This is a genomic window from Stenotrophomonas sp. SORGH_AS_0282, assembly GCF_030818125.1.
Taxonomy (GTDB): Bacteria; Pseudomonadota; Gammaproteobacteria; order Xanthomonadales; family Xanthomonadaceae; genus Stenotrophomonas; species Stenotrophomonas rhizophila_A.
In genome coordinates this window covers 3,321,733-3,339,542 of record NZ_JAUTAB010000001.1, presented here as the reverse complement: position 1 = coordinate 3,339,542, position 17,810 = coordinate 3,321,733, and the positions used below count along the sequence as shown (strand labels likewise).

The window sequence follows — 17,810 nt, the reverse complement described above, 5'->3', positions numbered from 1 at the left end:
ATCCCGGCGCACCGCCCGGGCATGAATCGGCGTACGCCCCCAACCATCGGCAGGGGGGCAAATCGCGCCCCGCTGTTAAGGTCCAAGGTTTGCACAGGATGGGGTGGGAAGATGACAGGCACTGACCGTACGCGCCGCGCGCGCTGGAGCAGCCGGCTGATGGTGGGCATGGCCCTGCTGGCGGTGGCGCCGCTGGCGCTGGCGGCAACGCCCACGGCCGGCAAAAAGGCGCCCCAGGCCACTGCGGCCCCGGCCGGGCAGGGTTACCAGCTGCCGTCGGCGGCGCTGCAGGCGGTGGCCAACGCCCCGCGGGCGCCCACCCTCAGCCTGTCGCCGCGCCGCGATATCGCCGCCCTGCTGCAGACCCCGCCGCTGCCTTCGATCAACGAGGTGGCCCAGCCCGAGCTGAAGCTGGCCGGCGTGCGGATCAACCCGGCCACGTATTCGGCCAGCACCTTCACCTTCGCCGACAAGCTGTGGCTGATGAACATCGCCGACGGCAAGGAGCGCCAGATCACCGGCCTGCCGCAGCCGCTGTCGGTGGCCTCGCTGGCGTGGTCGCCGGACCAGCAGTACCTGGCTTTCAACCAGGTGCATGCCGCCAGCGGTGCCAATGAGCTGTGGATCATCGACGTGGCCAGCGGCACGGCGCGCCGCCTGCTGGCCGACCTCAACACCGTGTTCGGCAGCGGCTACGACTGGCTGCCCGACAGCCGCGGGCTGGTGGTCACCCAGCAGGTCAAGGGCCAGGGTCCGGCGCCCGCCGCGGGCGGCATCCCGACCGGCCCGGCGATCCAGCAGACCCAGGCCGACGCAGGCGTGCGTGCGATCCGCACCTACCAGGACCTGCTCAGCAACGAAGCCGATGCGCGCCTGTTCGATCATTACGCCAGCTCGCAGCCGGTGCGCGTGGCGCTCAATGGCGTGACCGCGCCGCTGTCCACCGCTGGCGTCTACCTGGACGTCAGCATCTCGCCCGACGGGCAGCATGTGCTGGCCCAGCGCGTGCAGCGTCCGTATTCCTACCTGGTGCCGGCCGATGATTTCCCGCGCCGCATCGAAGTTCTGTCCGCCGCCGATGGCCGGCTGCAGCACACCGTGGCCACCCTGCCGCTGGTGGAGGGCCTGCCCACCGGCAACGACGCGGTGCCGACCGGGGTGCGCGAGGTGAGCTGGCGCGCCGATGCGCCGGCCACGCTGGTCTGGGCCGAAGCGCAGGACGGCGGCGATCCGGCCCGCGATTCCAAGGTGCGCGATGCGGTGCTGATGCAGGCCGCGCCGTTCGAGGCGCCGCCGGTGACGCTGGCGCAGCTGGGCAGCCGCTATGCCGGTATCCAGTGGGGCCGGGGCGACCTGGCGCTGCTCAACGAGTCGTGGTGGAAATCGCGCGTGGTCAAGCAGTGGCGAATCGCGCCGGACCAGCTCGACCAGGCCCCGCAGCTGCTGTCCGAGCGCTCATCCCAGGACCGCTACAACGATCCCGGCAAGCCGGCGCTGGTGCGCGATGTGAACGGGCGTTCGCGCCTGCAGATCACCGCCGATGGGCGCAGCATCTTCCTGATCGGCCAGGGTGCTTCGCCGGAAGGCGACCGACCATTCGTGGACCGCTTCGACCTTGAGAGCCGCACCGCCACCCGTCTGTTCCATTCGCAGGCGCCGACCTATTCGCTGCCGCAGGCACTACTCGACCAGGAAGGCACCTCGGTGCTGCTCACCCGCGAGTCGCCCGATACGCCGGCCAATTACTTCGTACAGTCCCTGGCCGATGCCACCGCCGCGCCACGCGCGCTGACCCGCTTCGAGCATCCGCTGCCGCAGCTGCGCGGGGTGAGCAAGGAACAGATCCGCTACAAGCGCAACGACGGTGTCGACCTGACCGCGACGCTGATGCTGCCGCCGGGCTACAACGCCAAAAAGGACGGCCCGTTGCCGATGCTGATGTGGGCCTACCCGGGTGAGTTCAAGACCGCTGCGGCGGCCAGCCAGGTGACCGATTCGCCCTACCGTTTCAACGCCATCGGTTACTGGGGCCCGCAGGCGTTCCTTGCCAAGGGCTATGCGGTGCTGGTGAGTCCGTCGATGCCGATCATCGGCGAAGGCGACAAGGAACCCAACGATACCTACCTGCCCCAGCTGGTGGCCAACGCCGAAGCGGCGGTGGATGAAGTGGTGCGGCGAGGGGTGACCGACCGCGAGCACATCGCCATTGGCGGGCATTCGTACGGGGCGTTCATGACCGCGAACCTGCTGGCGCATACGCGGCTGTTCAAGGCAGGTATCGCGCGCAGCGGTGCGTACAACCGCACGCTCACCCCGTTCGGGTTCCAGGCCGAGGAGCGCAACTTCTGGCAGGCGCAGGACGTGTACCTGAAGATGTCGCCGTTCAACTTCGCCGACAGGATCAAGGATCCGATCCTCTTCATCCACGGCGGGGACGACAACAATTCCGGTACGTTCCCGATCCAGAGCGAGCGCATGTTCGCGGCGGTGAAGGGGCTGGGCGGTACGGCGCGGCTGGTGATGCTGCCCAACGAGTCGCACCATTACCGCGCGCGTGAGTCGCTGATGACCATGCTGGCGGAAAGCGAGCGGTGGTTGGAGCAGACCATCGGGCCGGGCATGAAGATCAAATGATGCCGCGCCGGGCGTTGCCCGGCGGATGCAACACATGCAATTGAAACCATTTGCGCGGCAGGGATTGCCGCGCAATCTGGGTTAGGCTTGATGCGATTCCGTTCCCGAGGCCAGTGCGTCGCAGATGAACGAGTACCGCAGCAGCATCGTCTTTGCCACCCCCGACATTCCCCTGCGTGACGACGTGCGCCGACTCGGCGCACTGGTCGGCGACCTGCTTGCCGAGCAGGTCTCCACGCAGTTCTTCGATGATGTGGAACAGGTGCGTACCCGCGCCATCGCGCGCCGTGAAAGCGAGGCGCCGCTGTCCGACCTGAATGATGCACTGACCGGGCTGCCGCCCGAACGTGCCGAAGCGATGGTGCGTGCGTTCAGCACCTACTTCCAGGTGGTCAACATCGCCGAGCGCGTGCACCGCATCCGCCGACGCCGCGACTACCAGCGCGCCGGTACCGCTGCGGCCCAGCCCGATGGCCTGCAGGACGCGCTGCAGCGGCTGAAGGCGCAGGGCGTGACGCTGGAAGAGCTGGGTGAGTGGCTGCCGCGCATCGACATCGAGCCGGTGTTCACCGCGCACCCGACCGAAGCGGTGCGCCGCGCACTGCTGGAAAAAGAACAGCTGATGGTGGCCAGCCTGGTCGACAACCTCGACGGCCAGCGCACCCCGGGCGAAGCCGCGGCCGATGCAGCGCGCTTCCGCATGGCACTCACCGCGTCCTGGCAGACCACCGATTCCTCACCGGTGCGCCCCACCGTGGACGACGAGCGCGAACACGTCGGCTTCTACCTGGTGCAGGTGCTGTACCGGGTAATCCCGGTGCTGTACGAATCGCTGCAGCAGGCAATGCTCGATACCTACGGCGACAGCGTGCCGCTGCCCCGGCTGCTGCGCTTCGGTACCTGGGTGGGCGGCGACATGGACGGCAACCCGAACGTGGATGCCGGCACCATCCGCAACACCCTCGATGCGCAGCGCCAGGCCGTGCTGGGCCGCTACCAGAAGGACCTGCTGCAGCTGGCCAGCCTGCTCAGCCAGTCCACCGAGCGGGTGGCGGTCAGTGACGCGCTGCAGGCCCGGGTGGCGCATTACCAGCAGCTGCTGCCCAAGGTGGTCTCGCGCCCGCGGCATGCCGACATGCCCTACCGCCTGCTCAACGACCGCATGCGCGCGCGGGTGCAGGCTACGCTGGAGGATGCCGAGGGCGCCTACGCCTCGCCGGAGGAACTGGAGGACGACATCACGCTGATCCTCGACAGCCTGCACGCCAACAAGGGCGACCATGCCGGTGGCTTCGCGGTGCGCCGGCTGTTGTGGCGGGTGCGCACCTTCGGCTTCCATCTCGCGCGGCTGGACGTGCGCCAGGAGTCGAGCGTGCATGGGCGCGCGCTGGCCAGCGTGCTGGATGGCCAGGACGTCTGGGACGCGGCCGACGCGATCGCGCGCGCGCAGCGGTTGGCGCCGTTTGCCAGCGGTGAGCAGGCACTACCCGCGAGCACCGAGGAGGGCGGTCAACGCCTTGATGCGGTGTTCGCCGCACTGGCCGATGCCCGGCGCCGGCACGGCGCCGATGCGTTGGGCAGCTACATCATTTCCATGGCGCATGATCGCAGCGATGTACTGGCCGTACTGGCGCTGGCGCGACGTGGCGGACTGGTGGACGACGCCGGTGCGGTGCCGCTGGATATCGCGCCGCTGTTCGAAACCGTGGACGACCTGCAGCGCGGCACGGATACGCTGCGCGACCTGCTGGCCGATCCGGTGTACCGCGCGCACCTGGCCGCGCGCGACGATGTGCAGATGGTGATGCTCGGCTATTCGGACAGCGGCAAGGACGGCGGCATCGCCGCCTCGCGCTGGGGCCTGCAGCGGGCCCAGGTGGAGCTGCTGGAGGTGGCCGCGGAGAGCGGTATCCGGCTGACCTTCTTCCATGGCCGTGGCGGCTCGATCAGCCGCGGCGGTGGCAAGACCACCGACGCGGTGGATGCATCACCGCGTGGCAGCATCGATGGCCGCCTGCGGGTGACCGAACAGGGCGAAGTGATCCACCGCAAGTACGGCATCCGTGCGCTGGCGTTGCGCTCGCTGGAGCAGTCCACCGGTGCGGTGCTGCGCTCGAGCCTGCGCCCGCGTGCACCCGAACCGCGCGAGGCGCAGTGGCGCCCGGTGATGGACCTGGTCGCGGGGAAAAGCGCGGAGGCCTATCGGGCATTCGTCGGCCAGCCCGATTTCATGCAGTACTTCCGCCAGGCCACGCCGATCGATGTTATCGAGCGGATGACGCTGGGCTCGCGGCCCTCGCGCCGCCTGGGCCAGGACGCGGCGCTGACCAACCTGCGCGCGATTCCGTGGGTGTTCGCCTGGAGCCAGGCACGCGCGGTGATTCCGGGCTGGTATGGCGTGGGCAGCGGACTGCAGGCGGCGATCGATGCCGGGCATGCGGATACGCTGCAGGAGATGGCGCGCGACTGGCCGTTCTTCAGCACCTTCCTGGACGATATCGCGATGGTGCTGTCCAAGGGCGACATCACCATCGCCGAGCAGTTCTCGCGCCTGGCCGGTCCGCTGCACGGCCGGTTCTTCCCGCAGATCCAGCACGAACTGGCCCTCACCGGCAGGCAGATCCTGGCCATCACCGGGCAGGACGAACTGCTGCAGCACGACCAGCGCCTGGCGCTGTCGATCCGCCTGCGCAATCCCTACATAGACCCGATCAGCGTGCTGCAGGTGGACCTGCTGCGGCGCTGGCGGGAGAGCGGCGGCGAGGATGACGAGGTGCTGCGCGCGCTGGTGGCGTGCGTCAACGGCGTCTCCCAAGGCGTCCAGAACACGGGATGAGGCAGGTCACGACCGTTGGTCGTGACGCTTATTCGGGCGACGGCGGATTGGACGCCAGCAACTCACGCTGGCGCTGCTCCATCTCCGCGCGCAGCTGCCGGCGCAGCAGCGCGGCGGCCTGGCGGCGGCGCTGGTCGCTCGTTTCCAGCTGCAACGGCGGTACCGGGGTCGGCTTGCCGTCGTCATCGACGGCCACCATGGTGAAGAAGCAGCTGTTGGCGTGGCGCACGCTGCGCTTGAGGATATCCTCGGCCACCACTTTCACTCCGACTTCCATCGACGAAGTGCCGGTGTAATTCACCGAGGCCAGGAAGGTGACCAGTTCGCCCACCGCGATCGGTTCGCGGAACGTCACCTGGTCCACCGACAGGGTGACCACGTAGCGACCGGCATAGCGGCTGGCACAGGCATAGGCGACCTGGTCGAGCAGGCGCAGGATCGCCCCGCCATGGACCTTGCCGGAGAAGTTGGCCATTTCCGGCGACATCAGCACGGTCATGGTCAGCTGGTGGGATTTGATGTCGGTAGGCATGAAGGGATTGTAACGACGACGGCCCGCTTTCGCGGGCCGTCGGTTTCACATGCTGCGCGGGCGGGTGGCCCTTATTTCAGCTTCGCATCGGCGCGCAGGGCGGCGGCGCGGTCGGTCTTCTCCCAGGAGAAGGCCGTTGCGTTGACCGTTTCACCGGCAGCGTTGAGGTAGCTGAAGTCCTTCGGCTTGCGGCCGAAGTGACCGTAGGCCGCCGTCTGCTGGTACATCGGGTGGATCAGGTCCAGCATCTTGATGATGCCGTACGGGCGCAGGTCGAAGTGCTTGCGGATCAGCTTTTCGATCTTGTCATCGCTAATCTTGCCGGTGCCGAAGGTGGTGACCGAAATCGAGGTCGGCTCGGCCACGCCGATGGCGTAGGAGACCTGCACTTCGCAGCGGTCGGCCAAGCCGGCGGCCACGACGTTCTTGGCCACGTAACGGGCCGCGTAAGCCGCCGAACGGTCGACCTTGGACGGATCCTTGCCCGAGAATGCGCCACCACCGTGACGGGCCCAGCCGCCGTAGGTGTCGACGATGATCTTGCGGCCGGTCAGGCCGCAGTCGCCCACCGGGCCGCCGATCTCGAACTTGCCGGTCGGGTTGATGTGGAACTTGGTGCCCTTGTGCAGCCACTTGGCCGGCAGCACCGGCTTGATGATCTCTTCGCGGACGGCCTCGATGAGGTCCTTCTGCTTGATGCCCGGGGCATGCTGGGTCGACAGCACGACGGCGTCGATGGCGGACACTTCGCCGTTTTCATAGCGCAGGGTGACCTGGCTCTTGGCGTCCGGGCGCAGCCACGACAGCGGCGAGTTCTTCTTCTTGCGGATCTTGGCCTGCTGCTCGACCAGGCGGTGCGACAGGTGGATCGCGGCCGGCATGTAGCTGTCGGTCTCGTTGGTGGCATAGCCGAACATCAGGCCCTGGTCGCCAGCGCCCATTTCTTCGGGCTTCTTGCGGTCCACGCCCTGGGCGATGTGCGGCGACTGCTTGCCGATCAGGTTCAGCACGCCACAGGTGGCGCCGTCGAAGCCGACGTCGGAGCTGTCATAGCCGATGTCCAGGATCACCTTGCGGGTCACCGCTTCCAGGTCGATCCAGGCGGAGGTGGTGATTTCACCGGCCACGATCGCCACGCCGGTCTTGACCATGGTTTCGCAGGCCACGCGGGCGCGCTGGTCCTGGGCAAGGATCGCGTCCAGCACCGCATCGGAGATCTGGTCGGCAATCTTGTCCGGATGGCCTTCGGAGACCGATTCGGAGGTGAACAGGTAGCTGGACATCAGGCGTAATATCCTTTGATTCGGATGGAAAGATGGGCGCGAATGATACACGGCAAGTCGCGCCATTGCATTGTGGCCCAGCGGGGGTTGCCCGTGGTTAAGCCGGCGTGCCCACCGTGAAAGGCCGCCGCAGCGCGATTGACCCCCAGCGTCGGGGCCCAGTGTTCCACCAGCGTGACAACGCCGCCCAACCCGCGCGGCCCCCAACCCCACCCCCGAACCCGCCAAACCCCAACCCGTGCGACCCCGGATCGTAGTGACACGCCATGCGTGTCAAAGCCATGCCCCCACGCACGTAAACGCGCGGACCTCCCGTACCATCGCCGGATGGATTCCCTAAGCCAGATCGTTCTGGGCGGCGCCGTCGCCGCCGCCATCGCCCCTGCCGGCCACCGCCGCGCCGCGCTGCTTGCCGGCGCCGCACTGGGCACCCTGCCGGACCTGGATGCCCTGTTGCTGGCCTTCACCGCCACCGACCCGGTGGCGCTGATGACCGAGCACCGCAGCTACAGCCACTCGCTGCTGGTGCTGCCCTGGGTGGCGCTGTTGATCTGGTGGGGTTTCAAACGCTTTGGTCACGGCCGCGTGGCGCAGGCACCCGCGCGCTGGTTCTGGGCGATCCTGCTGGCGCTGATCACCCATCCCCTCCTCGATGCGTTCACGGTGTACGGCACCCAGCTGTGGTGGCCGTTCACCCCGCCGCCGACGATGTGGTCCAGCGTCTTCATCATCGACCCGCTGTACACGGTGTGGTTGCTGCTGGGCTGCGCGGTGGCATGGTTTGCGCGCAGCCGCCCCTTGGCGCAGAAGGCGCTGCTGGCGGGGCTGGTGCTGAGCACCGGTTACCTTGGCTGGTCGCTGCTGGCCAAGCACCAGGTCGACCGCGAAGCCGACCGTGCGCTGGCGGCGATGGGGCTGGGCGATGCACCCCGGTTCTCGGTCGCCACGCCGTTCAACACGCTGCTGTGGCAGGAGGTGGCGATGACGCCCAGCGGGTATGTGGTCGGCGAGCGCTCGCTGGTGGCCGATACGGGCCCGATGACGTTCCGCGGCTTCCCCTCGAACGTGCAGGCGCTGCGCCAGGCCGCGCACATTCCCGCCGTTGCCCGATTGAACTGGTTCAACCGGGGCTTCATGCGCGCGCAGGTGGTCGATGGCCAGCTGCAGCTGAGTGATCTGCGCATGGGGCTGGAACCGGATTACACCTTCACCTTCGCGGTGGCGCGTGCGGAGGGCGAGCGTTGGGTGGCGATCCCGCCCGAGCAGCTGCGCCCGGCGTACGACGGCGAGCAGGGCCGGGCGCGCGCCAAGCGCCGCCTCGGGGCGATGTGGCAACGCATCTGGCACGCCCCGCAGACGCCGGACCGGTAAGCCCACGGGTAGAGCCGACTGTCAGTCGGCTGCGCGCAGCGCGCCGGCGAGCAGCCGACTGACAGTCGGCTCTACCACCGTCAGCAGCAGCCGCCATTCTTTCAGTAAACGGTCGCGCGGGCCTGCACGAACGAGAAGAAGAACACGGCGTTGGGGTCGTTCTGCACCAGGCTGAACTCGCGGCGCATGCCGTCGACGGTTTCCTGGTCCACCAGGCCGGCTTCCAACAGCGGGTCGGCGGCCGACAGCAGCAGCTGTTCCCAGAAGGCGATCATGGTCTTGCGCCGGGCCGGTTCGCGGTTGTCCAGGTGGATGGTCTTGATCTCGGTGTGGACGTCGCGGAAGCCGCCGGCCAGCAGCAGGTTGCCGAGCTTGGCGCCGACGAACGGGTCGCCGCCGTGGTCGTACTGGAAGTCGTTGAAGGCCATCCAGTAGCGCCAGATGTGCGGCGAGTACGGGTCGAGCAGGAACGAGGCGTTCATCACTTCGGTGACGTAGACGGGCGAGCCGGGCACCAGCACGCGGCGCACTTCGTTGAGCACGCGGGCGGGCGAGGGCACGTGTTCGAGCACCCAGCACAGGAACGCGGAATCGAACTCGCGCGCGCCGAACGGCAGGTTGCCGGCGTCGGCCTGCAGCAGGGTGTAGCGCTCGCTGCACCACGGGGTTTTCTCGAGGTTCTGGCGGGCGGTGGCCAGCTGGGTTTCGCTGAGGTCCACGCCGGTGACGTGCAGTTCGGGGAAGCGGCGCAGCAGGATTTCGGTCTGCGCGCCAACGCCGCTGCCGACTTCAAGCAGGCGCTGGGCGCCGCTGTAGTCGATGTTGTTGAAGATGGACGATTCCAGCAGGCGGGCCTGGGTGACCAGGCGATGCTGTTCGGTGCTGGAAAAGCCGTGCAGGTAGGTGGGGGCGGCAATCGGGGTCATGGCGGTCACTTGGGGTGGATCAGGCCGCGGAGGACAGCGGTTCGCCGGCGGCCAGTGCGGTGAAGTAGTCGGTGGTCAGGGCGATCTGGCCTGCGGCGTCTTCGGCGCGGTTGACGACGGCGCGGAAGGCGGCATTCTCGGGGCGGTCCTTGGCGTACCAGCCAAGGTGCTTGCGGGCGATGCGCACGCCCTGGGGTTCGCCGTAGAAGTCGTGCAGGGCATGCAGGTGGCCGAGCAGGATGTCGCGCACTTCGTGCAGGCTGGGCGGCGGCAGCAGGGTGCCGGTGGCGAGGTAGTGGGCGACTTCGCGGAAAATCCAGGGGCGGCCCTGTGCGGCGCGGCCGATCATGACGGCGTCGACGCCGGTCTGGGCGAGCACGTGGGCGGCTTTCTGCGGGGAGTCGATATCGCCGTTGGCGATCACGGGGATGCGCAGGGCGGCCTTGATGGCGGCGATGGTCTCGTATTCGGCGCTGCCGGTGTAATGCTGGTCGCGGGTGCGGCCATGCACGGCGAGTGCGGCGATGCCGCTGTCTTCGGCGATGTGGGCGATGCGGGGGCCGTTGCGGTGGTCGCAGTCCCAGCCGGTGCGGATCTTGAGGGTAACGGGGACATCGACGGCGCCGACGACGGCGCTGAGGATGCGGGCGACGAGGTCTTCGTCGCGCATCAGGGCGGAGCCGGCCCAGGCGTTGCAGACTTTCTTGGCGGGGCAGCCCATGTTGATGTCGATGATCTGGGCGCCGTGGTCGACGTTGTAGCGGGCGGCGTCAGCGAGCTGCTGGGGTTCGGTGCCGGCGATCTGGACGCTGATGGGGTCGGGTTCGCCGGCATGGTCCATGCGGTGGATGGATTTGCGGGTGGTCCAGAAGCGCGGATCGGAGATGGTCATTTCAGAGGCAGCCAGACCCGCGCCCAGGCGCTTGCACAGCAGCCGGAACGGTTTGTCGGTGACGCCGGCCATGGGGGCGAGCACCACGTTGGGCTGGATGTTGTAGGGACCAATCTGCATGCGGGCATTGTAGTGCCGGCCCATGGCCGGCAACCAAGCAGACCCCTGCGATCCGGCCCCACATTCAGGCCGATCCGGAAGGCCCTGATGCCGTACGGGCATGAGCAGATGCTTGACGGTTGCTTCCTGCGCCCCAATGGCTGCGGGATTGTTGGGGGTTACCTGTGGCAAAAAGCAAGATCAACGTCAACGTCAACGTCAACGGCGTCGGCTCTGCCGGGTCTCACGGCTTGGCAGGTCGGTGTGGGTTTGCGGGGGACGCCGTGAACCCATCCTTGGGGGCTTGGTCGCCGCATCCATGCGGCTCACACCCCCGCAAACCCACCCCGACCTGCCTTTGACACTTGGTCGGTGACGGAGTGGAAGGCAGAGGCGAAGGGCAACTGCATAAACAAAAACCGGCGCTTTCGCGCCGGTTTCTTTGTTACATGCTGCGCTCGTGCTGTCTTACGCGTCTGCCGGCGTGTAATGCGGCATGGCTACGGCGGCGCCTTCCTTTTCGGTGGAGCGGCCGGCGAACTGGTTGGCGAAGCGGACGTGGCGGGCGAAGGCGGCGTCCGGGTCCTGGGCCAGGGAGGCGACGAGGGCGCCGTTGAAGGCGTCGCCGGCGCCGGTGGTGTCGAGCACCTGGACCTGTTCGGCGCCTACGCGGTAGTAAGGCTGGGTGTCGCCGCGCAGGTTCTCTTCGGCGTGCGAGACGAACACGCCGACGGCGCCGAGGGTAACCACGACGGTACCGTTGCCGACCAGCTTGCGGCACAGGGCGTGCAGGCTGGCGCCGTCGAGGGCGGCCACGTCGTCGGCGTCGACGCGTTCGCCGACATGACGGCCGAGCAGGGCGGCGAATTCGGTTTCGTTGGGGGTCAGCACGTCGGCAAGCTTGAGCAGGCCGATGCTGGAGGGCGCGTCGGCCGGGGCGGCGTTGAGGACGGTGGTGGCACCGGCTTCGCGGGCGATGGCCAGGGCCGCTTCGATGGTTTCAACCGGGGATTCGAGCTGGGCCAGCACGACCTTGGCCCCGGCCAGCAGCGCGCGCTGCTGGTCGATGTAGGCGGTGCTGAGTGCGGCGTTGGCGCCGGGGCCGATCACGATGGTGTTGCGGCCGCGGCTGTCGACGTAGATGCCGCCGGTGCCGGTGGGCTCGGTGCTGGCTTCGGCGCTCAGGGCGAAGCCGTCCTGTTCGGCCAGGCCACGGGCCATGGCGCCGCCGGCGTCATCGCCGAGGGCGCACAGGAACGTGGTCGGGGCGCCGGCACGGCGGGCGGCCACGGCCTGGTTGAAACCCTTGCCGCCGGGGCCGGTGCTGTAGCGGCCGGCGATGGTCGCACCCGGGGCCGGGAGCGATTCGCAACGCCACACATGATCCACGTTGAAGGAACCGACAACGACGACACTGCTACTCATAAAGACTGTTTCTCGGGAACGGATATCAGCTGAAATGCGTCAGCACGCCGGCGATGGTCGCCGTCATGAAGGTGGCAATGGTACCGCCCAGCACGGCCCGCAGGCCGAACTTGGCCAGGTCGTGGCGGCGTTCCGGTGCCAGCCCACCAATACCACCGATCTGGATGGCGATCGAGCTGAAATTGGCGAAACCGCACAGGGCGTAGGTGGCGATCAGGCGGCCTTCAGCCGACAGCGACACGCCGGGGACCTGGCCGTTGACGATTTCGGAGAGCTTGGAATAGGCGACGAACTCGTTGATGACCACTTTCTGGCCGATCAGCGAGCCGACGGTGGTGGCATCGGCCCACGGGGTGCCGATCACCCAGGCGATCGGGGCCAGCAGGTAGCCGAAGATGGTCGACAGGTCGGTCGGGCGGCCGATCATGGCCTGCAGGCCGGTGATTTCGCCGAACCAGGTCAGCGGGGCGTTGAGCAGGGCGATCAGGGCGATGAAGGCAAGCAGCATGGCGCCGATGTTCAGGGCCAGCTTGAGGCCGTCGCCGGCGCCTGCGGCGGCGGCGTCGATGATGTTGCTGGAGGTCTTCTCCACTTCCATCTTGACGGTGCCACGGGTCAGCGGGGTGCCGGTTTCGGGCACCAGCAGCTTTGCCACCACCAGGGTGGCCGGGGCGGCCATGATGCTGGCGGCCAGCAGGTGCTTGGCGTAGAAGGCCTGTTGCACCGGGTCGTTGCCGCCCAGCATGCCCACGTAGGCGGCCAGCACGCCGCCGGCGATGTGCGCCATGCCGCCGATCATCATGGTGATCAGCTCGGACTGGGTCATCTTGGCGATGTACGGGCGCACGGTCAGCGGCGCTTCGGTCTGGCCGATGAACACGCTGGCGCAGACGCTGGTGGTTTCGGCGCCGGACACGCGCATCACCTTGGTGATCGCCCAGGCCATGCCGCGCACGATCAGCTGCATCACGTTGAGGTGGTACATGACCCCCATCAGCGCCGAGAAGAAGATGATCGTCGGCAGCACCTGGAAGGCGAAGATGAAGCCGAACTGGTTGGTGTCCATCAGGCTGCCGAAGATGAAGCGCGAGCCTTCGTTGACGAAGCTGAGCACCTTGACGAAGCCGTCGCCGAGCAGCGAGAACGCTTCGCGCCCACCGGGCATCAGCAGCACCACCGCGGCGAAGGCGATCTGCAGGGTGATACCGGTGATCACCAGCCGCCAGTCGACGGAACGCTTGTTGTTCGAGAACAGCCAGGCGATGCCGATCAGCACTGCCAACCCGAACAGGCCGAAGCCAATCCTGCCCAAACCTTCGACCATCAGACTTCCCCTAGGGCGCCGCGAAAAACGGGAAGCCTAGAGCAGCGGCAGGGGCGGGGCAAGGAAAAGCAGCGTGCGGGGGCCGATCGGCCGCGATCGGGCAAGTATCCACAGGGGTTCGGGCCCGCCGGGCGATACACTGATGCGACTCATTCCGGCCGCGCCCCGGTGTCCTGGCGCAGCCATCCAGCAGGAGAAAACGCATGCATTACCGCCGCCTGGGCTCGTCCGGGCTGAAGCTGTCGGCCTTGTCCTTCGGGGCCTGGGTCACCTTCGGCGACCAGATCAGCCGTGACGAGGCCCGCAACCTGGTTGCCTGTGCCTGGGACCACGGGATCAACTTCTTCGACAACGCCGAGGGCTATGCGCGCGGCCGCGCCGAGCAGGTGATGGGCGATGTGATCGCCGACCTGCGCCTGCCCCGCGATGGGGTGTGCGTGTCCAGCAAGGTGTTCTTCGGCGCGGTGGACGAGCCCCGGCCGACCCAGCACGGCCTCTCGCGCAAGCACGTGACCGATGCCTGCCACGCCGCGCTCAAGCGCCTGCGGGTGGACTACCTGGACCTGTATTACTGCCACCGGCCGGATCCGGACACCCCGATCGCCGAGACCGTGCTGGCCATGGACACGCTGATCCGGCAGGGCAAGGTGCTGTACTGGGGTACGTCGGAGTGGTCGGCCGCGCAGATCCAGGAAGCGGTGGACGTGGCGCGCCACCACCACCTGCACCTGCCGACGATGGAGCAGCCGCAGTACAACCTGCTGCACCGCGAACGGGTGGAGCGCGAGTACGCGCCGCTGTACGCCGACCCGGGGCTGGGCACCACGATCTTCTCGCCGCTGGCCTCGGGGCTGCTGAGCGGCAAGTACAACAGCGGGTTCGATCCGGATTCGCGGCTGGGCCAGGCCCAGATGGGCTGGCTCCGCGAGCTGGTGCTGGGCGATTCGGCCGAGGCCCGGCTGGACAAGGTGCGCGCCTACAGCGCGCTGGCTGCCGAGCTGGGCCAGTCGCCGGCGCAGCTGGCCATCGCCTGGTGCCTGCGCAACCCGAACGTCTCCAGCGTGATCCTCGGCGCCAGCCGGGTCAGCCAGCTGGAGCAGAACCTGGGCGCCCTCGAGGTGCTGGAGCAGGTGGCCGAAGCGGACTGGAGCAGGGTGGAGGCGGTCTTCGCGCCCTGACCTGACGGCCGGTAGAGCCACGCCCTGCGTGGCTCTACCGATAGGCGGCATCAATCGATTTCCAAAAATCGATCATTAATTTCATCAATCAACATGAGAATGGTTGTTGATTGTGAACTGAGAATCATTATCATCTAACTCGTCCCTCGCACGAGTCCAGACAATGAACACTCAAGCCGCTGTACTGCTGCGCCCCGAAACGCTGACCCTGCGCGACCGCCCGGTCCGCGCCGTTCCGGCCGAAGAAGTGATCGACAGCGAGGCCCTGCTCAAGGGTCGCCGCGAAATCCTGATCCAGCACGGCGACCGCTTCTATCGTCTGCGCCACACCAGCAACGACAAGCTGATCCTCACCAAGTAACGGCCCGCCTCCCCCACGGGGTGCATTCGCGCGGCCGCGATGCGCTCCCCAGGCCTGCCGCCTGCACTGCTCTCTCCCCCTCGGCACGTCGCCTGCGACCGCATGGTCCCTGGCGTCTGTCGGGGGTCTCCTTCCGCGTCCAGTCGACCCTGCCCACCCACATGACCCGTCCTACCGCCCTGAGCCTTGCCTTGTGGCTGGCGCTGCCCATGGCCGCGGCCCACGCTGCTGCCCCTGCCACCCCCGATGCCGGTGCCGACGCGCGCGACTTCGACCGCGTGCAGGTCACCGCTACCCGCACCGAACGTGCGCTCAGCGATGTGGCCGCCACCGTTGAGGTGATCGACCGCGAGCAGCTGGATGACCACCTCGTGCGCAGCATCAAGGACCTGGTCCGCTACGAGCCGGGCATCTCGGTGACCAGCAGCCCGGCCCGCTTCGGCCTGGGCGGGTTCCGCATCCGCGGGCTGGATGGCAACCGCGTACTGATCCAGACCGACGGCATCGCCATGCCCAAGGCCTTCAGCATCGGCAGCTTCTCCGACGCCAACCGCAACTTCACCGACCTGGAAACGCTCAAGCGCGTCGAGATCGTGCGCGGCCCGGCCAGCGCGCTGTATGGCTCCGATGCACTGGGCGGGGTGGTGGCCTTCGTCACCAAGGACCCGGCCGATTACCTCAAGGACGGTAAAAACAGCTACGTCGGCCTGAAATTCGGCTATGACGGCGAATGGAACGGCCTGCTGGGCAGCGCCACCACCGCCTTTGGCGGCGACCATTGGAGCGGCATGGTGAACGTCAACCATCGCCAGGGCCAGGAAACCGAAAGCATGGGCGATGTGCGCAGCAGCGACCGCACCCGCACCGCCGCCAACCCGCAGGACCGCGATGGCCGCAGCGTGCTCGGCAAGCTGGTCTATGCGCCGAGCGAAGACCAACGCTTCCGGCTGACGGTGGAAGGCAACGAAGACAGCGTGGACACCGACGTGCTGTCGGCCATCGACCACACCACCACCACCGGCATGCAGGCGCGCGACCACCAGGCCCGCGCGCGGGTGTCGTTCGCGCACGAGATGGACAACCTGGCCGCCGGCTTCGCCGACAGCCTGTCCTGGCAGCTGTACCGGCAGGACAGCGAAACCACCCAGCGCACCGATGAGCAGCGTGCCAACCGCAGTACGCGCCACCGTGAATTCAACTTCGACCAGCGCGTGTACGGCCTGCAGGCGGTGTTCCACAAGGCGCTGCAGACCGGCGCGGTCGAGCACGCGCTGACCTATGGCTTCGATGGCACCTGGACCGAGACGCGGCAGAAGCGCGACGGCTACCAGGTCCTGGCCAACGGCCAGACCAGCACCACGATCCTGCCCGATGCGTTCCCCGTGCGCGATTTCCCCATCAGCAGAACCACCGAGCTCGGCCTGTACGTGCAGGACGAAATGCGCTTCGCCGACGGCCGCTTCTCGCTGGTGCCGGGCGTGCGCGTGGACCACTACGAACTGCGCCCGGACGTGGACGCGATCTTCGCCGCCGACAACCCGGGCATGCCGGTATCGGACCTGACCAAGACCAGCGTGTCGCCGAAGCTGGGCATGGTGTGGCGCTTCGCCGATGACTGGTCGCTGTTCGCCGGCTACTCGCACGGCTTCCGCTCGCCGCCGTACAACGACGTCAACCTGGGCTTCACCAACGTGATGTTCGGTTACACCGCCATTCCCAACCCCGACCTCAAGCCTGAAACCAGTGACGGCCTGGAACTGGGCCTGCGCTATGTCAGCAAGGCCGCGTACGTCAGCCTGAGCGGCTACTACAACGACTACAAGGACTTCATCGAGTCGCAGCGCCAGGTCGGCATCAACCCGCAGGGGCTGATCGTATTCCAGTCGCAGAACATCGCCGACGCGGAAATCTACGGTGCTGAACTGAAGGCGGGGGTCGAGTTCGGCGAACTCAGCACCGCGCTGGCCGGCTGGTCGTTGAACGGCGCGGTAGCGTGGTCGCGCGGTCAGGACAAGACCGAAGACGTGCCGCTGGAATCGATCGATCCGCTGCGCGGCACGCTCGGCGTCGCCTACGACCGCGATGCGTGGGGCGTGGAGCTGCTGGGCACGTTCGCCAGGCGCAAGGACCGCATGGCCAGCGCCACCGCGTTCCGCCCGGCCGGCTATGGGGTGCTGGACCTGGTGGCGCACTGGGACTTCGCCCCTGGCGCCAAGATCAACATCGGCGTGTTCAACCTCGGCGACCGCACCTATATCGACTACTCCGCGATCACCTCCGCGCTGGCCTCCAGCAGCACGGTGATCGACCGTTACACCAACCCTGGCCGGAACGTCTCGGCCAGCCTTGCCGTGAGCTGGTAGCCATCATGAGCCGAGCCCTTTCCGCACTGCGAACCCCAGACCGGTACCTGCGCCCTGGCCAGCTGCCATCCCCGGAACAGCTGGCGGCACTGGGCACGGTGCTGTGTCTGTACCGCCCCGAAAGCAGCGAGCTGGGCGGCTGGAAACATGCCGTTTCCGCCCATGCCTGCCAGGGCATGGACAGCGAAGGCATCCGCGAAAGCCTGTGCTTCTCCGACGCGCGCGGGCGCTGTTGCTGGCGGCTGTACCTGCTGCCCGACAGTGATTTCCTGGCCTGGGACCGCCTGGTATCGGCGTTCCCGGCGCGCCCGGAGCCGGCCAATGAGGGCGGCGTGGCCGAGCGCCTGTGGCGCCGGTTGGCCACGCGCCTGGGCGGCGAGCCCTGGCGCATGTGCGCGCTGCGCCTGCACGCGCGCAACGGCCAGGCACTGGCCGCCAGCGTGGCCTCGCTGTCGGTGCTGGGCGCCACCGCCGCGCGGCGCATCGCGCGGGTCGAGGGCGCCGACGGCGAGCTGTGGATCGATGCGTCCAACGTCGTACCACTTGGCCATCTTTCTTCCACCCGACCTTCCTGAAGGGACCTTCG

Annotated in this window: 13 protein-coding genes; 7 read left to right on the top strand and 6 right to left on the bottom strand. The window is 67.7% G+C overall.

What is annotated here, in order from left to right; all coding sequences use genetic code 11:
• Window positions 1-111 precede the first annotated feature (111 nt).
• Window positions 112-2,634, top strand: coding sequence for a prolyl oligopeptidase family serine peptidase (locus QE395_RS15155; RefSeq protein ID WP_306989844.1), 2,523 nt, complete (start codon window positions 112-114; stop codon window positions 2,632-2,634).
• Window positions 2,635-2,758: 124 nt separating this feature from the next.
• A complete protein-coding gene (gene ppc, locus QE395_RS15150; RefSeq protein ID WP_306989843.1) occupies window positions 2,759-5,470 on the top strand; it encodes a phosphoenolpyruvate carboxylase in 2,712 nt (903 codons plus the stop codon).
• A 28-nt stretch (window positions 5,471-5,498) separates the two neighbouring features.
• Here the strand turns inward: ppc and QE395_RS15145 are convergent, their stop codons facing one another.
• Both QE395_RS15145 and metK read right to left on the bottom strand, forming a co-directional pair.
• A complete protein-coding gene (locus QE395_RS15145; protein ID WP_068849281.1) occupies window positions 5,499-6,002 on the bottom strand; it encodes an acyl-CoA thioesterase in 504 nt (167 codons plus the stop codon).
• A gap of 71 nt (window positions 6,003-6,073) precedes the next feature.
• Window positions 6,074-7,285: a methionine adenosyltransferase gene (gene metK / locus QE395_RS15140; protein WP_068849283.1), complete on the bottom strand. Its 1,212-nt coding sequence runs from the start codon at window positions 7,283-7,285 to the stop codon at window positions 6,074-6,076.
• 327 nt (window positions 7,286-7,612) lie between these two features.
• On the opposite strand from metK, the gene QE395_RS15135 reads away from it, so the two are divergent.
• A complete protein-coding gene (locus QE395_RS15135) occupies window positions 7,613-8,656 on the top strand; it encodes a metal-dependent hydrolase (RefSeq protein ID WP_306989840.1) in 1,044 nt (347 codons plus the stop codon).
• Window positions 8,657-8,757: 101 nt separating this feature from the next.
• Here the strand turns inward: QE395_RS15135 and QE395_RS15130 are convergent, their stop codons facing one another.
• The 4 genes from QE395_RS15130 to QE395_RS15115 all read right to left on the bottom strand — a co-directional run bounded on the left by QE395_RS15130 (window position 8,758) and on the right by QE395_RS15115 (window position 13,322).
• Entirely contained in the window at window positions 8,758-9,582 is an 825-nt protein-coding gene (locus QE395_RS15130; RefSeq protein ID WP_068849287.1) for a methyltransferase domain-containing protein, read from the bottom strand.
• A gap of 19 nt (window positions 9,583-9,601) precedes the next feature.
• Complete coding sequence (dusB, locus tag QE395_RS15125; protein WP_093536202.1) at window positions 9,602-10,594, bottom strand: tRNA dihydrouridine synthase DusB; 993 nt, start codon at window positions 10,592-10,594, stop codon at window positions 9,602-9,604.
• 447 nt (window positions 10,595-11,041) lie between these two features.
• On the bottom strand, window positions 11,042-11,998 hold the full coding sequence (locus QE395_RS15120) for a ribokinase (protein WP_093536055.1): 957 nt from the start codon (window positions 11,996-11,998) through the stop codon (window positions 11,042-11,044).
• Between the two features lie 25 nt (window positions 11,999-12,023).
• Window positions 12,024-13,322: a nucleoside transporter C-terminal domain-containing protein gene (locus QE395_RS15115; RefSeq protein WP_068849291.1), complete on the bottom strand. Its 1,299-nt coding sequence runs from the start codon at window positions 13,320-13,322 to the stop codon at window positions 12,024-12,026.
• Between the two features lie 203 nt (window positions 13,323-13,525).
• Between QE395_RS15115 and QE395_RS15110 the strand changes: the two genes are divergently transcribed.
• The 4 genes from QE395_RS15110 to QE395_RS15095 all read left to right on the top strand — a co-directional run bounded on the left by QE395_RS15110 (window position 13,526) and on the right by QE395_RS15095 (window position 17,799).
• Window positions 13,526-14,500, top strand: a complete 975-nt coding sequence (locus QE395_RS15110; protein WP_217537013.1) for an aldo/keto reductase — start codon at window positions 13,526-13,528, stop codon at window positions 14,498-14,500.
• A gap of 163 nt (window positions 14,501-14,663) precedes the next feature.
• Entirely contained in the window at window positions 14,664-14,861 is a 198-nt protein-coding gene (locus QE395_RS15105; RefSeq protein WP_068849295.1) for a hemin uptake protein HemP, read from the top strand.
• Window positions 14,862-15,022: 161 nt separating this feature from the next.
• Window positions 15,023-17,224, top strand: coding sequence for a TonB-dependent hemoglobin/transferrin/lactoferrin family receptor (locus QE395_RS15100; RefSeq protein ID WP_306989835.1), 2,202 nt, complete (start codon window positions 15,023-15,025; stop codon window positions 17,222-17,224).
• Window positions 17,225-17,229: 5 nt separating this feature from the next.
• A complete protein-coding gene (locus tag QE395_RS15095) occupies window positions 17,230-17,799 on the top strand; it encodes a Hemin transport protein (protein WP_249833771.1) in 570 nt (189 codons plus the stop codon).
• Window positions 17,800-17,810: the final 11 nt, after the last annotated feature.

Excerpts from the sequence above, each read along its gene's own strand:
- QE395_RS15155 (WP_306989844.1), top strand. The coding sequence starts at position 112 with ATGACAGGCACTGACCGTACGCGCCGCGCGCGCTGGAGCAGCCGGCTG.
- ppc (WP_306989843.1), top strand. The coding sequence starts at position 2,759 with ATGAACGAGTACCGCAGCAGCATCGTCTTTGCCACCCCCGACATTCCC.
- QE395_RS15145 (WP_068849281.1), bottom strand. The coding sequence starts at position 6,002 with ATGCCTACCGACATCAAATCCCACCAGCTGACCATGACCGTGCTGATG.
- metK (WP_068849283.1), bottom strand. The coding sequence starts at position 7,285 with ATGTCCAGCTACCTGTTCACCTCCGAATCGGTCTCCGAAGGCCATCCG.
- QE395_RS15135 (WP_306989840.1), top strand. The coding sequence starts at position 7,613 with ATGGATTCCCTAAGCCAGATCGTTCTGGGCGGCGCCGTCGCCGCCGCC.
- QE395_RS15130 (WP_068849287.1), bottom strand. The coding sequence starts at position 9,582 with ATGACCCCGATTGCCGCCCCCACCTACCTGCACGGCTTTTCCAGCACC.
- dusB (WP_093536202.1), bottom strand. The coding sequence starts at position 10,594 with ATGCAGATTGGTCCCTACAACATCCAGCCCAACGTGGTGCTCGCCCCC.
- QE395_RS15120 (WP_093536055.1), bottom strand. The coding sequence starts at position 11,998 with ATGAGTAGCAGTGTCGTCGTTGTCGGTTCCTTCAACGTGGATCATGTG.
- QE395_RS15115 (WP_068849291.1), bottom strand. The coding sequence starts at position 13,322 with ATGGTCGAAGGTTTGGGCAGGATTGGCTTCGGCCTGTTCGGGTTGGCA.
- QE395_RS15110 (WP_217537013.1), top strand. The coding sequence starts at position 13,526 with ATGCATTACCGCCGCCTGGGCTCGTCCGGGCTGAAGCTGTCGGCCTTG.
- QE395_RS15105 (WP_068849295.1), top strand. The coding sequence starts at position 14,664 with ATGAACACTCAAGCCGCTGTACTGCTGCGCCCCGAAACGCTGACCCTG.
- QE395_RS15100 (WP_306989835.1), top strand. The coding sequence starts at position 15,023 with ATGACCCGTCCTACCGCCCTGAGCCTTGCCTTGTGGCTGGCGCTGCCC.
- QE395_RS15095 (WP_249833771.1), top strand. The coding sequence starts at position 17,230 with ATGAGCCGAGCCCTTTCCGCACTGCGAACCCCAGACCGGTACCTGCGC.